The 15,480-nt window shown below is 71.3% G+C and carries 10 protein-coding genes and 1 pseudogene; 3 read left to right on the plus strand and 8 right to left on the minus strand.

All coding sequences use genetic code 11. The features are described 5' to 3' along the window. Positions 1-73: 73 nt before the first annotated feature. Positions 74-2,527: a DNA topoisomerase (ATP-hydrolyzing) subunit A gene (locus tag I3F58_RS22725; RefSeq protein WP_240110510.1), complete on the plus strand. Its 2,454-nt coding sequence runs from the start codon at positions 74-76 to the stop codon at positions 2,525-2,527. A 3-nt stretch (positions 2,528-2,530) separates the two neighbouring features. Here the strand turns inward: I3F58_RS22725 and I3F58_RS22730 are convergent, their stop codons facing one another. Then, entirely contained in the window at positions 2,531-3,631 is a 1,101-nt protein-coding gene (locus tag I3F58_RS22730) for a GTP-binding protein (RefSeq protein WP_240110511.1), read from the minus strand. A gap of 123 nt (positions 3,632-3,754) precedes the next feature. Here I3F58_RS22730 and I3F58_RS22735 point away from each other — a divergent pair, with 123 nt between their 5' ends. Beyond that, positions 3,755-5,383, plus strand: coding sequence for a sensor histidine kinase (locus tag I3F58_RS22735; RefSeq protein WP_240110512.1), 1,629 nt, complete (start codon positions 3,755-3,757; stop codon positions 5,381-5,383). A gap of 99 nt (positions 5,384-5,482) precedes the next feature. On the opposite strand, the gene I3F58_RS22740 is transcribed toward I3F58_RS22735, so the two are convergent. The 3 genes from I3F58_RS22740 to I3F58_RS22750 form a co-directional block, all read right to left on the minus strand. After that, the gene (locus tag I3F58_RS22740; RefSeq protein ID WP_240110513.1) at positions 5,483-7,081 is read right to left on the minus strand and encodes a cation acetate symporter; all 1,599 of its coding nucleotides are present in this window, start codon (positions 7,079-7,081) and stop codon (positions 5,483-5,485) included. Next, positions 7,078-7,560 (minus strand): DUF485 domain-containing protein, encoded by a 483-nt coding sequence (locus tag I3F58_RS22745; protein ID WP_240110514.1) that lies wholly within the window; start codon positions 7,558-7,560, stop codon positions 7,078-7,080. The genes I3F58_RS22740 and I3F58_RS22745 overlap by 4 nt, the downstream gene beginning before the upstream one ends. 194 nt (positions 7,561-7,754) lie before the next feature. Then, positions 7,755-9,872, minus strand: coding sequence for a type IIA DNA topoisomerase subunit B (locus tag I3F58_RS22750; RefSeq protein ID WP_240110515.1), 2,118 nt, complete (start codon positions 9,870-9,872; stop codon positions 7,755-7,757). A 438-nt stretch (positions 9,873-10,310) separates the two neighbouring features. On the opposite strand from I3F58_RS22750, the gene I3F58_RS22755 reads away from it, so the two are divergent. After that, a complete protein-coding gene (locus tag I3F58_RS22755; RefSeq protein ID WP_240110516.1) occupies positions 10,311-10,541 on the plus strand; it encodes a hypothetical protein in 231 nt (76 codons plus the stop codon). 169 nt (positions 10,542-10,710) lie between these two features. Here I3F58_RS22755 and I3F58_RS22760 read toward each other — a convergent pair whose 3' ends face one another. The 4 genes and pseudogenes from I3F58_RS22760 to I3F58_RS22775 form a co-directional block, all read right to left on the minus strand. Next, complete coding sequence (locus tag I3F58_RS22760) at positions 10,711-11,589, minus strand: trypsin-like serine protease (protein WP_240110517.1); 879 nt, start codon at positions 11,587-11,589, stop codon at positions 10,711-10,713. Positions 11,590-11,728: 139 nt separating this feature from the next. Beyond that, positions 11,729-13,282: an RNA polymerase sigma factor gene (locus tag I3F58_RS22765; protein WP_240110518.1), complete on the minus strand. Its 1,554-nt coding sequence runs from the start codon at positions 13,280-13,282 to the stop codon at positions 11,729-11,731. A 437-nt stretch (positions 13,283-13,719) separates the two neighbouring features. Beyond that, entirely contained in the window at positions 13,720-14,661 is a 942-nt protein-coding gene (locus I3F58_RS22770; RefSeq protein WP_308355056.1) for a FadR/GntR family transcriptional regulator, read from the minus strand. A 125-nt stretch (positions 14,662-14,786) separates the two neighbouring features. After that, positions 14,787-15,480 (minus strand): annotated as a pseudogene (locus I3F58_RS22775) (ABC transporter ATP-binding protein); the annotation flags it as partial.

Here is a 15,480-nt window from a genome sequence, read left to right on the forward strand (position 1 = left end):
GGTGCTGTCAGTGGGACGGTCCACAATGGTCCGCGTCAGATCAGTCCTTGTTGGTGAAGGAGCCGCAGCAGCGATGGCCCGCCGCAGCACGAAGACCACGCCGCCCGACGAGTTCGAGGAGCGGATCCTCGACATCGACGTCGTCGACGAGATGCAGGGCTCCTTCCTCGAGTACGCGTACTCGGTGATCTACTCCCGGGCCCTGCCGGACGCGCGGGACGGCCTGAAGCCGGTGCACCGCCGGATCGTGTACCAGATGAACGAGATGGGGCTGCGCCCGGAGCGCGGCTTCGTGAAGTGCGCCCGTGTCGTCGGTGAGGTGATGGGCAAGCTGCACCCGCACGGCGACGCGTCGATCTACGACGCGCTGGTGCGCATGGCGCAGCCGTTCTCGATGCGGCTGCCGCTGGTCGACGGGCACGGCAACTTCGGCTCGCTCGGCAACGACGACCCGCCGGCCGCTATGCGGTACACCGAGTGCCGGATGGCCGACGCGACGTCCCTGATGACGGAGTCCATCGACGAGAACACGGTCGACTTCGGGCCGAACTACGACGGCCAGGAGCGGGAGCCGGTCGCGCTGCCCGCGGCGTTCCCGAACCTGCTGGTCAACGGCGCGTCCGGGATCGCGGTCGGGATGGCGACCAACATGCCGCCGCACAACCTGGGCGAGGTCGTCGCCGCCGCCCGGCACCTCATCAGGCACCCTGGCGCGGACCTGGAGACCCTGATGCGGTACGTGCCGGGGCCCGACCTGCCGACCGGCGGCCGGATCGTCGGCCTGAACGGCATCAAGGACGCGTACGACTCCGGCCGCGGCACGTTCAAGATCCGCGCGACGACCAGTGTGGAGAACGTCACGGCCCGCCGGAAGGGCATCGTGGTCACCGAGCTGCCCTTCACGGTCGGCCCGGAGAAGGTGATCTCCAAGATCAAGGACCTGGTCGGCTCGAAGCGGCTCCAGGGCATCGCGGACGTCAAGGACCTCACCGACCGGGAGCACGGGCTGCGGCTGGTCATCGAGGTGAAGAACGGCTTCGTCCCGGAGGCCGTCCTGGAGCAGCTCTACAAGCTGACGCCCATGGAGGAGTCCTTCGGCATCAACAACGTGGCGCTGGTCGACGGGCAGCCGGTCACGCTGGGCCTGAAGGAGCTGCTGGAGGTCTACCTCGACCACCGGTTCGAGGTCGTCCGGCGGCGCAGCGAGTTCCGCCGCGGCAAGAAGCAGGACCGGCTGCATCTGGTCGAGGGTCTGCTGGTGGCGCTCGTCGACATCGACGAGGTGATCCGGCTGATCCGGTCCAGCGAGAACTCGGCGCAGGCCAAGGAGCGTCTGATCGAGCGGTTCGGGCTGAGCGAGGTCCAGACGCAGTACATCCTCGACACGCCGCTGCGCCGGCTCACCAAGTTCGACCGGCTGGAGCTGGAGTCCGAGCGGGACCGGCTCACCGGGGAGATCGAGCAGCTGACGCGGATCCTGGAGTCGGACGCGGAGCTGCGCAAGCTGGTGTCCTCCGAGCTGGCGTCCGTGGCGAAGAAGTTCGGCACCCCGCGCCGGACGGTGCTGCTGGAGTCTGCCGGGAGCCCGGCCGCCGCGATGCCGCTGGAGGTCGAGGACTCGCCGTGCCGGGTGCTGCTGTCCTCCACCGGCCTGCTGGCCCGCACGGCGTCCGGGGAGCCGCTGCCGGAGACGGACGGGAAGCGCGCCAGGCACGATGTGATCGTGTCGGCGGTGGCTTCGACCCAGCGGGGCACGGTGGGCGCGGTGACCTCGGCCGGGCGGCTGCTGCGGATCTCGGTCATCGACCTGCCGCAGCTGCCGGACACGGCCGCCGCTCCGAACCTGTCGGGCGGCGCCCAGCTGTCGGAGTTCGTGACGCTGGAGAAGGACGAGACGGTCGTCTGTCTGACCACGCTCGACGAGTCGTCGCCGGGCCTCGCGCTGGGCACGCTCCAGGGCGTGGTGAAGCGGGTGGTGCCCGACTATCCGGCGAACAAGGACGAGCTGGAGGTCATCACCCTCAAGGAGGGTGACCGGATCGTGGGCGGGGTGGAGCTGCGGACCGGCGAGGAGGACCTGGTCTTCATCACCTCCGACGCACAGCTGCTGCGCTACCAGGCCTCGCAGGTGCGCCCGCAGGGACGCCCGGCGGGCGGCATGGCCGGCGTCAAGCTGTCGGCGGGCGCGCAGGTGATCTCGTTCACCGCGGTGGACCCGGCGGCCGACGCGGTGGTGTTCACGGTCGCGGGCACGACGGGCACGCTGGACCCCGCGGCGGGTACGTCGGTGAAGCTGACGCCGTTCGACCAGTACCCGCGCAAGGGCCGGGCCACGGGCGGGGTGCGCTGCCAGCGGTTCCTGAAGGGCGAGGACGTGCTGGTGCTGGCCTGGGCGGGGACGACACCGGCGCGGGCGGCGCAGAAGAACGGCGCGCCCGTGGAGCTGCCGGAGCCTGATCCGCGCCGGGACGGGTCGGGCACGCCGCCGGTGAAGCCGGTGGCGGTGGTCGCGGGCCCGGCGTCGTAGGGCTCAGACGTCCTGGAGGGCGTCCTCCGCGGGGACGTCCTCCGGGTCTTCGTCCCCCGGGCCGGGTACGTAGCGGAGGACGCCCCACATGTGCCGGTCCTCGGGCCGGTCGTCCGGCCCCGCGGTCACGCACCCGGCGAGGGCCTCACGCAGCGCGTCCCCGTCGGTGCCGGAGCCGATGAGGACCAGCTGGGTCAGGCGCGGCTCGCCGGACGCCCAGGGCCGCGGGTAGAACCGCAGGAAACGGCCGACGGCGTGCACCGCGTACCGGTTGGCGGCGTCGCCCTCGCCGAAGTCGACGAAGCCCTTGATCCGGTACAGCCCCTCGGGCCGTGAGTCCAGGAAGTCCATGAGCCGACGCGGATGCAGGGGCACGTCGCTGGTGAAGGACACCGTGTCGTACAGCGCGTGCGGGTGCCCGGTGTGGTCGTGGGCGGCGTCGTACGCCTCCGCGTACAGGTCCTCGAAGGAGAGCTGGCTCCCGCCGACGAGGTCGTCCTCGGGCCTTGCCGCCCGGTCGAAGAGCAGTTCGGGATCGACCCGCCCGTAGGCCGCGTCGACCACGGCGGCACGGTCCGCGAGGCCGGTGACGGACCTCCGTACCCGGCGCAGCCCGTCCTCCGGGACGCGGTCGGACTTGTTGACGACGACCAGGTCCGCGAGGGCGAGATGCCGGTCCGTCTCGGGGTGGCGGGCGCGGGTGGCGTCGAACTCGGCGGCGTCGACGACCTGCACGAGTCCGCCGTAGACGATCCGCTCGTTGTCGCTGGCGAGGAGCATCCTGATCAGCTCCTGGGGCTCCGCGAGACCGCTGGCCTCGATGACGATGACGTCGAGGCGGGAGGACGGCCGGGTGAGGATCTCCAGGTAGGTGTCGAGTTCGCCCGCGTCGACGGCGCAGCACAGGCAGCCGTTGCCGAGGGAGACAGTGGAGCCGACCTGGCCGGCGACGGTCATCGCGTCGATCTCGATGGACCCGAAGTCGTTGACCATGACGCCGATACGGGTGCCCCGGGCGGTGCGCAGGAGATGGTTCAGCAGGGTCGTCTTGCCGGATCCGAGGAATCCCGAGAGGACGACAACGGGGATCTGCTGCGGGCTCAAGGGGCGCCTTTCTCGCTGGCCGTCCACCGGGTACGGCGCTGATCAGGCCCTTCAGGATAGGCGGGCCCGGAAGTGACGCCGGCCATTCCCCGGGGCGGCGGGGGCCGTCTAGCGTGAGCCGCCATGAGGCTGGGCCGACCCCGCAGGGTCTTCTCGCAGGTGCTGCTCATGCAGCTCGCCGTCGCGGCCGGGGTGACGATCCTGGTGACGGGCCTGTTCCTGTGGCCGCTGAGCGCGCAGCTGGACGACCAGGCGATGCGGCGGGCCCTGGCGATCGCTCAGACCACGGCGTCGCCCGGGGTGGCGGCCGAGCTGATGGCGACGCCGCCGGACCCGGACGGCCCGGTCCAGGCCGGTGCCGAGCGCGTCCGGCGGGCCACGGGCGCGGAGTACGTGGTGGTGATGGACCTGCGCGGGGTGCGCTGGTCGCACCCGGACCCGCACCGGATCGGGGGCGTGGTGTCCACGGACCCGAGCCGGGCGCTGGGCGGCCACGAGGTGATGGAGATCGACAGCGGGACCCTCGGCCGTACGGCCCGGGGCAAGGTGCCGCTGCGGGCGCGGGACGGCGAGATCGTCGGCGCGGTATCGGTGGGCATCGCGTACGACACGGTGCGCGGCCGGTTCCTGGCGGCGATCCCGGGGCTGCTGGCGTACTCGGGCGGGGCGCTGGCGGTGGGGGCGCTGGCGGCGTGGCTGATATCGCGGAGGGTGCAGCGGCAGACCCGGGACCTGGCGTTCTCGGACATCTCGGCGCTGCTGGCGGAGCGGGAGGCGATGCTGCACGGCATTCGGGAGGGGGTCGTGGCGCTGGACGGGGCAGGGCGGATCCGGCTGGTCAACGACGAGGCGCAGCGGCTGCTGGGGCTGGGGCCGGAGGTGACGGGCGGCGCGGTGGACGCGGTGCTGGGCGCGGGCCGCACGGCGGATGTCCTGACCGGGCGGGTCGCCGGGGAGGACCTGGTGGCGGTCCGGGGGCAGCGGGTGCTGGTGGCGAACCGGATGCCGACGGACGACGGCGGCGCGGTGGTCACCCTGCGGGACCGTACCGAGCTGGAGCGGCTGGGCCGCGAGCTGGACGCGACTCGCGGTCTGATCGACGCGCTGCGGGCACAGGACCACGAGCACGCGAACCGGATGCACACGCTGCTGGGGCTGCTCCAGCTGGGGTTGCACGAGGAGGCGGTGGAGTTCCTCACCGACGTGGTGGGGGTGCACCGGGCCACGGCCGAGCAGGTCACGGAGCGGGTGCGGGACCCGCTGGTGGCGGCGCTGCTGGTAGGGAAGGCGGCGGTGGCGGCGGAGCGGGGGGTGGCGCTGCGGATCGCCGAGGGGTCGCTGCTGCCGGACCGGCTGGTGGAGCCCCGGGAGCTGGTGACCGTCGTCGGGAACCTGGTGGACAACGCGCTGGACGCGGCGGCGGGGTCCGCCGACCCGCTGGTCCAGGTGGAGTTCGACGTCCGGGACCGCACGGTGGTGCTGCACGTGGCGGACAGCGGGCCGGGGGTGCCGGTGGAGCAGCGCGAGGCGGTGTTCACCGACGGCTGGTCCACCAAGCGCCGCCCCGCGCACGGTGGTGAGCGGGGCCTGGGTCTGCCGCTGGTACGGCGCCTGGCGGAGCGCCACGGGGGCGCGGTGACGGTGGGGACGGGCCGTCTGGGCGGCGCGCGGTTCACGGTCACGCTGCCGGAGGCGGTGGCTTCTCCGGGCCCGCCCGCTCCCGGCTGTGCCGATGCGCGCCGCAGCGGCTGAGGTCGGCGCGTCCGGCGCCCGAGGACGAGCGGCGACGCGCCGATGCCGGAGGCATGGAGGCGAAGCCCTCCCTCTCCGGAGGGGCCGCGCCGGGGCCGGTCACACGGCGCCCGCACCTGTCAGAGCCCGCACCTCCGCCTCCGCGTACCTCGCCGCGTCCGGCGGCTCCGGAGAGGTCACCGTGCCCAGCCACCCGGCGAGGAACCCCAGCGGGACGGACACGACCCCGGGGTTCTGAAGCGGGAACAGCTGGAAGTCCAGGCCCGGGAACAGCGCCTCCGGCGTGCCGGACACCACCGGGGACAGCACCACGAGCAGCACCGCCGGAACAAGCCCTCCGTACACCGACCACACCGCCCCGCGTGAGGTGAACCGCCGCCAGAAGAGCGAGTAGACCAGGACCGGCAGGTTCGCGGAGGCGGCCACCGCGAAGGCCAGCCCCACCAGGAACGCCACGTTCAGGTCCTGGGCCAGCAGCCCGAGCCCGATCGCGGCGGCGCCGATGACCACCGCCGCCACCCGGGCCACGGCGACCTCGCTGTACGGCGTCGCCACGCCCCGTCGCCGTACCAGCGAGGCGTACAGGTCGTGGGCCACGGACGTGGAGGACGCGAGGGTGATTCCCGCGACGACGGCCAGGATCGTCGCGAACGCCACCGCCGCGACCACCGCGAACAGCACCGCCCCTCCCGTGGTGCCCGCTCCCCCGCCCAGGAAGAGCGCGAGCAGCGGCACGGCGGTGTTCCCGGCCGCGTTGGATTCCCGTACGGCGTCGCTGCCGAGCAGCGCGGCGGCGCCGAAGCCGAGCACGATGGTCATCAGGTAGAAGCTGCCGATCAGGCCGATGGACCAGACGGTCGAGCGGCGCGCGGAGCGAGCGGTCGGCACGGTGTAGAAGCGGGCCAGGATGTGCGGCAGTCCGGCGGTCCCCAGAACCAGGGCCAGGCCGAGGCTGATGAAGTCCAGCCGGGCCGTCCAGTCCGTGCCGTACGCCAGTCCGGGGCTGAGGAAGTCCCGGCCGTGCCCGCTGCGGTCGGCGGCCGTGTTCAGCAGCTGGTCGAGGTCGCCGTGGAAGCGGAGCAGGACGAGCCCGGTCAGGGCGAGCGCGCCGGCCATCAGCAGCACGGCTTTGACGATCTGGATCCAGGTGGTGGCGCGCATCCCTCCCAACGTCACGTAGACGACCATCAGGGCTCCCACCCCGACGACGGTCCACGAGCGCGCGGCTCCGCTCGTGCCGCCCAGGAGAAGGGCGACGAGGCTGCCCGCTCCGACCATCTGGGCGACCAGATAGAGAACGGACACGGTCACGGAGGAGGTTCCCACCGCCGTACGGATTCTCCGCTCGCCCATGCGGGCGGCGATGACGTCGGCCAGCGTGAACCGTCCGCAGTTGCGGACCAGTTCCGCTACGAGGAGCAGCACCACCAGCCAGGCGACGAGGAAGCCGACGGAGTACAGCATGCCGTCGTAGCCGTAGAGGGCGATGAGCCCGGAGATGCCGAGGAAGGACGCGGCGGACATGTAGTCGCCCGCGATGGCGAAACCGTTCTCCATCGGGGAGAACAGCCGCCCGCCCGCGTAGAACTCCTCGGCGGAGCCGCGCCGGCGGCGGCCCGCCCAGGTCGTGATCCCGAGCGTCACGGCGACGAAGGCACTGAACAGCAGCAGGGCGAGGGTCTGGTGGCCTCCGGTCACCGCTTGGCCTCCCGGGTCATCTGCTGGGTGTCCCAGCGCAGGTCGAGCGCGGCGCGGTCGCGGTGCACGCGTGCGTGCCGGGTGTAGGCCCAGGTGAGCGCGAAGGTGGTGAGGAACTGTCCCAGGCAGGCGAGCATGGCCACGTTCACCGCACCCGCGACGGGACGGGCCATCAGCCCGGGCGCCGCGGTCGCGGCGGCCAGGTACGCGAGGTACCAGCCGAGGAAACCGGCCGTGGCCGGGAGGACGAACCGGCGGTACCGGCTGCGCACTTCCCGGAAGGCGGGGCTGCGCTGGACCTCCAGATAGATGTCGGCCGCGCTGCGGGGCCGCTCGGCGGGACCCGGACCCGGATCCGGAGGGAGCCCCGTCCCGGCCGGCTCGCCCCAGCCGGAGGCCAGCGCGTCGTACCAGGGGTCCTGGATCCGCGTCGTGGTGCCGCCGGGTCCGGCGGTGTCGGGTCGTTCCCAGTTGTCCACCCGTCAACTCTCCTTGTCAGCGAACCGTTTCGGCCGCGTGGCCCAAGGATGGGCAGATCGGGAAGATCCTGGCCTCTTCTCCCGCGCACTTCACCCCATCAGGTGATATTGGATGCATGAAGCCCATCAGCCGGGCAGTGTTCCGGCCGATGGGCTTCGAGAGATGCTGCGACGCAAGCGCCCCGGGGAGGGCCTCAGGCGTCGATACGGGAGCGGTCGAGGGTGGCCGCGGAGCTGGTGATGAACTCCTTGCGGGGCGCCACCTCGTTGCCCATGAGCAGGTCGAATACCTGCTCGGAGGCCTCCAGGTCACCGATGTTGATGCGGCGGAGGGTGCGGTGGCGCGGGTCCATGGTGGTCTCGGCCAGCTGGTCGGCGTCCATCTCGCCGAGGCCCTTGTAGCGCTGGACGGACTCCTTGAAGCGGACGCCCTTGCGCTGGAACTCCAGCAGAGTCTGGCGCAGTTCGCTGTCCGAGTACGTGTACACGTACTTGTCCTGGCCCTTCTTGGGCTGGACCAGCTCGATCCGGTGCAGCGGCGGCACGGCGGCGAAGACCCGCCCGGCCTCCACCATGGGCCGCATGTAGCGCTGGAAGAGCGTGAGGAGCAGGCAGCGGATGTGCGCACCGTCGACGTCGGCGTCGACCAGGAGCACGATCTTGCCGTAGCGGGCGGCGTCGAGGTCGAAGGTCCGGCCCGACCCGGCCCCTATGACCTGGATGATCGCGCCGCACTCGGCGTTCTTCAGCATGTCCGAGACGGACGACTTCTGGACGTTGAGGATCTTGCCGCGGATGGGCAGCAGCGCCTGGAACTCGCTGTTGCGGGCGAGCTTGGCGGTGCCGAGCGCGGAGTCGCCCTCGACGATGAAGAGTTCGCTGCGCTCGACGTCGTCGCTGCGGCAGTCCGCGAGCTTGGCGGGCAGGGAGGAGGTCTCCAGAGCGGTCTTCCGGCGCTGGGCCTCCTTGTGCTGGCGGGCGGCGATGCGGGTGCGGGCCGCGGCGACGGCCTTCTCCAGTACGGCGCGGGCCTGGGCCTTGGCGTCCCGCTTGGTGGAGGTCAGGAAGGCCTTGAGCTCCTTGGCGACGACGTTCGCCACGATCCGGTTGGCGGCGGAGGTGCCCAGCACCTCCTTGGTCTGGCCCTCGAACTGCGGCTCGGCCAGCCGTACGGTCACGACGGCGGTGAGGCCCTCCAGGGCGTCGTCCTTGACGATGTCGTCCTCGGCCACACGCAGCAGCTTGGCGGAGCGCAGCACCTCGTTGACCGTCTTGGTGACGGCGCGTTCGAAACCGGTGACATGCGTGCCGCCCTTGGGGGTGGCGATGATGTTCACGAACGACCGGACGGTGGAGTCGTAGCCGGTGCCCCAGCGCAGCGCGACGTCGACGCCGAGTTCCCGGGTGACCTCGGTGGGTGTCATGTGGCCGCGCTCGTCGAGGACGGGCACGGTCTCCTTGAAGGTGCCCTGCCCGGACAGCCGCAGCACGTCGCAGACGGGCCTGTCCTGGGCGAGGAACTCGCAGAACTCGCTGATGCCGCCGTCGAACCGGAAGATCTCCTGGCTCTTGCCGATGCCCTCCAGGTCGCGGTCGTCCCGGACGACGATGGTGAGCCCGGGCACCAGGAACGCGGTCTGGCGCGCCCGCTGGTGCAGCGTCTCCAGGGAGAGCTTGGCGTCCTTGAGGAAGATCTGGCGGTCCGCCCAGTACCGTACGCGCGTGCCGGTGCGGGTCTTCGGGACGCGCTTGCCCTTGCGCAGGCCGCCGGACGGGTCGAAGGGGGCGTCGGGACCGGACTCCGTGAACATGCCGGGGACGCCGCGGCGGAAGCTGACGGAGTGGGTGGCTCCGCTCCGGTCGACCTCGACGTCGAGCCGCGACGAGAGCGCGTTGACGACGGAGGCGCCCACTCCGTGCAGGCCGCCGGAGGCGGCGTACGAGCCGCCGCCGAACTTGCCGCCGGCGTGCAGCTTGGTCATCACGACCTCGACGCCGGACAGCCCGGTCTTCGGCTCCACGTCGACGGGGATGCCCCGGCCGTTGTCACGGACCTCCACCGACCCGTCGTCGTGCAGGACGACCTCGATGTGGTCGCAGTAGCCGCCGAGGGCCTCGTCGACGGAGTTGTCGATGATCTCCCAGAGGCAGTGCATCAGGCCGCGGCTGTCCGTGGACCCGATGTACATCCCGGGCCGTTTGCGCACCGCCTCTAGTCCCTCCAGGACGAGCAGGTGCCGCGCGGTGTAGTTGGAACCGTCACGGTCTGCGGTCAGCAGCGCACTGGACGGAACGGACGTTTCGGCGGTCACGCGGTTCGCTCCTCGCTGAATTTGAGTACGGGCCCCACGGGGTAAGGGTCGGCGTCGGTCGCCGCTCAGAGCGTACAGAGGCCTGGTAGAGCCGTTGTCACGCCACCCTCGCGAAACCTCATGCTAGTCCAGAGTCGTACGAGCGTTCGATCACCCGTACGGGTGACGTGGACATCACGTTCCCTTCCAGGCATGAACCATTTAGGCTCCGGGCACGTCCTCATGCACAACCGGCAACCCGGCCGGGAGGACGGACGAGACAGACAACGCGAAACCCGTAACGCAGAGCGACACAGCAATACGGCTCATTCGCCGCCAACCGGCAGCAGCCAGCCTCCTTGGAAAAACTTTCGAGGAAAAGCCGCGAGCGGGAACGTTTTCGGCCTGGTTGGATGTTGTCCCTGGTACGACAGCTCGTCGAGCTAGAGAAGAGGCGACGTGACTACTGTTCTGACCCCCGCGAGCCCGCTGACGGCCGCCGACCGCTGCGACCGCTGCGGCGCCCAGGCATATCTGCGCGTCGTGCTGACCAGCGGTGGCGAACTGCTCTTCTGCGCCCACCACGGTCGCAAGTTCGAGCCCGAGCTGAAGAAGGTCGCCGCGGAGATACAGGATGAGACGGACCGGCTCACGACCGTGCCGGCCGGCGCAGCCACCGAGGACCGCTGACACGCGCATCCACGACGAGCGGCAGCCGGTCCAGGACCGGCCCGACGGGCGGCCGTCCCCTCACCCTGGGGAGGCCGCCCGCCGTCGTACCCCCGCTCCGGCCTGAATCACCGGAACCGGGGCCTTGGGCACCGCCCGCAGTCCCGGCGACGGGCGCGGCGGGTTGCGGCTACAGGTCCGGCAGGACCGTGGCCACCCGCGTGTAGACGCCCGGGCTGTCCGCCCGCCCGCAGCCGCTGCCCCAGGAGACAAGCCCGATGAGCCGCCCGCCGGCCACCAACGGGCCCCCGCTGTCGCCCTGGCAGGCGTCACGCCCGCCACCCCCGGGATCTCCGGCGCACAGCATCGTCTCGGGCAGGTAGCGCACCCCGGCCGTGCCCGGATAGGCCCGGGCGCAGGCCTCGTCCGGCAGCACCCCGACCGCCGCCGAGCGGAGCGCGTACGAGTACGTCCCGAGTCCGGTCGTGTCACCCCAGCCGTACACCCGCGCCTCCGTCCCCGGCTCGTACACGGGGTCTCCTGAGGGGGCCACAGGCAGCACATGGCGGCTGTCGAGCGGCTCCGCGAGGGTGAGTACGGCGGCGTCGCCCTCGTTGCTCTCCGGGTCGTACGCGGGGTTGATCCGCACCTCCCGCACCGCGACCTCGCGCCCGCCCCCGCCCCGCAGCTCCGCGCGGCCCGCGATGACCTTGAGGTCGCTGATCTGGTTCGGGTCCACGCCCAGCACCTCCTCCAGCAGGCAGTGCGCGGCGGTCGCCACCTTGGTCGGCGCGACGACCACTCCCCCGCAGAACTGGCCGGCCCGGATTCGGCCGAACCGGTCACGGCTGGACAGCGCCACCACCCACGGCGCCTCGGAGACGCTGACCCTCTGCCCGCCCACGACGACGCTGTCCGCGCTCGCCGCGGCCGGCACCAGCAGCGGGACGACCGCCGCCGTGGCGGTGAGGACGGCGGCAGCGGCCCTGCTCCGGCCGCGGGGCCGCCGTGACCGCGCGGGTGGCGGGACAAGCAACGGCACGGAACGCGGAGGGCGCTTACGGCGCATGCGGGCTCCTGACTCTATGAGGCGTGTCGTGCACCCAGAGTCAGACAGAAAGGGGCTCCGCGCACCCCGCGCAACGCCGGAGGCCCGGCTCCTTTACGTAAAGGAGCCGGGCCTCCGGCAGACAACCGGCCGAACCGGATCAGTCGAGGTAGTCCCGCAGGACCTGGGAGCGCGACGGGTGACGCAGCTTCGACATGGTCTTGGACTCGATCTGACGGATCCGCTCACGGGTCACGCCGTACACCTTGCCGATCTCGTCGAGCGTCTTCGGCTGGCCGTCGGTGAGACCGAAGCGCATGGATACGACGCCCGCCTCACGCTCGGAGAGCGTGTCGAGCACCGAGTGCAGCTGCTCCTGGAGAAGGGTGAAGCTGACCGCGTCGGCGGGCACGACCGCTTCGGAGTCCTCGATCAGGTCACCGAACTCGCTGTCGCCGTCCTCGCCCAGCGGGGTGTGCAGCGAGATGGGCTCCCGGCCGTACTTCTGGACCTCGATGACCTTCTCCGGGGTCATGTCGAGTTCCTTGGCCAGCTCCTCCGGGGTGGGCTCGCGGCCCAGGTCCTGGAGCATCTGGCGCTGGACGCGCGCGAGCTTGTTGATGACCTCGACCATGTGCACCGGGATACGGATGGTGCGGGCCTGGTCGGCCATGGCGCGGGTGATCGCCTGACGGATCCACCAGGTGGCGTACGTGGAGAACTTGTAGCCCTTGGTGTAGTCGAACTTCTCGACGGCGCGGATGAGACCCAGGTTGCCTTCCTGGATCAGGTCCAGGAAGAGCATGCCGCGGCCGGTGTAGCGCTTGGCGAGCGAGACGACGAGCCGGAGGTTGGCCTCCAGCAGGTGGTTCTTGGCGCGGCGCCCGTCCTCCGCGATGATCTCCAGCTCACGCTTGAGCTTCGGCGCCAGCTTGTCGGCGTTCGCCAGCTTGTCCTCGGCGAAGAGACCGGCCTCGATGCGCTTGGCGAGTTCGACCTCCTGCTCGGCGTTGAGGAGGGGGACCTTGCCGATCTGCTTGAGGTAGTCCTTGACCGGGTCGGCCGTGGCACCGGCGACGGCGACCTGCTGGGCGGGCGCGTCGTCCTCGTCCTCGTCCGACAGCACGAAGCCCTTGGCCTCGCCGTCGGTCTCCTCCTCGGCCTCGCCCTTGCCGGGCTGGACGTCCTCGACCAGTTCCTCGGTCTCGAGCAGCTCCTCGCCGTCCTTCTTGGAGGCGGTCTTCTTGGCCGTCGTCTTCTTGGCCGCGGTCTTCTTCGCGGCGGTCTTCTTGGCCGCGGTCTTCTTCGCGGCAGTCTTCTTGGCGGGGGTGGCACCGGCCTCTTCGGCCGGGGCGTCCGCGCTCTGGGCCGTGGCCGCCGCGGCGGGCGCGGCCGTCTTGGCCGCGGTCTTCCTGGCGGTGACGGTCTTCGTGGCGGTGCGCTTTGCCGGGCTCTTCGCTGCGACGCTCTTGCGGGCGCGCTTCGGCGACTCCGCTGCACTGACCATCAGCGTCACACCCTCTTCCTCGAGGATCTGATTGAGGCTGCGCAGAACATTCTTCCACTGTGTGGGCGGAATCTGGTCAGCCTCGAAGGCCCGACGCACGTCATCGCCCGCGATCTGCCCAGCAGCCTTTCCCCGCTCGATGAGCGCCATCACAGACTTGGACTCAGCGATCTCCGGCGGGAGCGTACGCGATGTGCTGGCCGACACGAACAACCTCTCGGAACGATGGGAAACGGCTTCCGGCCCCGCCCATGATCGGGCCGGAGCCGACGACCGTCGGCAGGGAATGGCCGACGACGCGGGCTGAACCTCGGAGGTGCACAGCGCCGGGTGCGGCGGCTGTATTCCCTCCTCGGCTGTCACCTCTTAGGTCATCGCGGTGCTTCGCGGAGCGTTACGCCCATTTCGCGTGTCCCGAGTCACATCCCGGGACAGGTGAATGCGAACGGAACGGATGAAACCTCCGCAATCACACCGCCGACTCTCCGAAGTCCCCGCCGCCCGACCTTCGCCCGGGCCGGGTCGGCTCCGGCGACGCCGCCGGGCGGACGCCACCGGTTCCGACATGGCCGTGTACCCCCGGGGAGCGGCGGCACACCTCCGTTCCGCTTCGCCGCGCCGGTCGTCCGGTCACGGTCCGCCGTTCAGTGCTCACGCGGGGCGGGCACGACCCGTTCCACCTCGGGCTGGATGGTGAGGAGCTGCCGCATCGCGGCCTCGGCCGCCTGCCCGTCTCCGGCGGCGAGGGCCTCGACGATCCGGGCGTGGTGGGTCACGCAGGACTCGCCGGGACGGTCGCAGCTGATCGTGGGGGCGCCGGACACCTGGAGGGCGGCGCAGACGATGCCGGAGAGGTGCTCCAGCATGCGGTTGCCGGCGAGGTGGATGACGAGGGAGTGGAACTCGGCGTCGGCACGGGAGAACGTGATCGCGTCGCCCTGGCCGAGGGCGTGCCCCATGATCTCCACCATGTCGGCGAGACGGCGCTGCACCTCCTCGCGGCCGTGTCCGGCGGCGAGCCGGGCTGCGAGCGGCTCGATGGTCCAGCGCAGCTCGCTCAGCTCACGGCGCTGGTCGTCGCGCTGCGGCCCGAAGGCCCGCCACTCGATGATGTCGGGGTCGAGGAGGTTCCAGTCCCCGACCGGGCGGACACGGGTGCCGACGTTGGGCCGGGCGCTGACGAGGCCCTTGGCCTCAAGGACCCGGAGCGACTCGCGGACGACGGTGCGGGAGACCTCGAAGCGCTGGCCGATCTCCTCGGGGACGAGCGGACGGTCGGCGCCCAGGTCACCGGAGACGATCATCTGGCCTAGCTGCTGGACGAGTTGGCCGTGGAGGCCGCGGCCCCGGCTGCCGGCGGTGCGACGGCCGACACGGCCCAACTCCGTTTCCCCGGCATCCCAGGAGGGCGCGGCGGGGCGCTCGGGGGCGGGTGCCTCCGCGTAGGGGTAGCGGTCCAGTCCGCCCGGGGCCGCGAGGGGCGCCTCGGTGGGGCGGGCGGCGGTCATCATGGTGTGCGCAAGGGTACTCACGCATCCTTTGTCGGCGCGGCTTCCAGACCCCTTGAGGTCTTTGGTGAAAAGCACACGAAAGGGTGATCGGTGCCCGTTGCCCAATTGACGCCTTATCGGAAGGAAGCGGGCAAATTCCAAGACACCGCGACCGATTGAACCGGATCGAGCCATGTCGGTCAGGACCCGGTCGCGAGTGATCACCTCCTGATGCTCCTCCGCAGCCCTTGAAGCAGAAAGGAGCAGAGCAGGGCGAACAGCGACAACGTGAGGGCGATGCCCATGGGTTGAGCCATGGGCCGCAGGGCCCCGTCCAGCCAGTGACCGGCCTCGCGCGGCCAGTCCGCAGAGGCCAGTTCCCACAGCCGCGCCGGAAACCCTGCGATCGAACGGGGGGAAGGGCCCGCGACGGCCCGTTCGACGAGCGGAGCGATCACGACCGGCACGGCCAGGACGGCCGCCGGGCCGGCGGCGGTGGCCCGGAACAGCCCGGCGGCGAGCAGCCCGGCCCATCCGCTCCCGACCAGCAGCCCTGCCCAAGCCGCGCACACCTCGGGCCAGTTCTCCGGTACGGGGATCAACGCGCCCCCGTAGAAGAGGTGCAGCACCTCCAGGTTGACCACCCCAACCGCCACGGCCAGCAGCAGCGCGGCGCCGGCCGTGACGGCGAGCTTGGCCAGCAGCAGCCCGAGGCGGCGAGGAGCGGCCCCGAGCGCGTGCTGGAGGACCGGATAACGGAACTCGTGCCCGTACGAGAAGGCCCCGAGCAGCCCGGCACCGAACGCGGCGGGCGGCAGCGGCAGCCACGCGGGCCACCCGGCCAGCACCTCCGTCACTCCCGGCCTGAGCCGCGCCGCCACCGCCTCCGCGCAGCTGTACGCGAGCCGCTGTACC

The sequence above is a fragment of the Streptomyces sp. MUM 203J genome (genome assembly GCF_022414595.1).
Taxonomy (GTDB): domain Bacteria; phylum Actinomycetota; class Actinomycetes; order Streptomycetales; family Streptomycetaceae; genus Streptomyces.

Coding starts and splice junctions, on each gene's coding strand:
- I3F58_RS22725 (WP_240110510.1), top strand. CDS start 74: ATGGCCCGCCGCAGCACGAAGACCACGCCGCCCGACGAGTTCGAGGAG.
- I3F58_RS22735 (WP_240110512.1), top strand. CDS start 3,755: ATGAGGCTGGGCCGACCCCGCAGGGTCTTCTCGCAGGTGCTGCTCATG.
- I3F58_RS22760 (WP_240110517.1), bottom strand. CDS start 11,589: ATGCGCCGTAAGCGCCCTCCGCGTTCCGTGCCGTTGCTTGTCCCGCCA.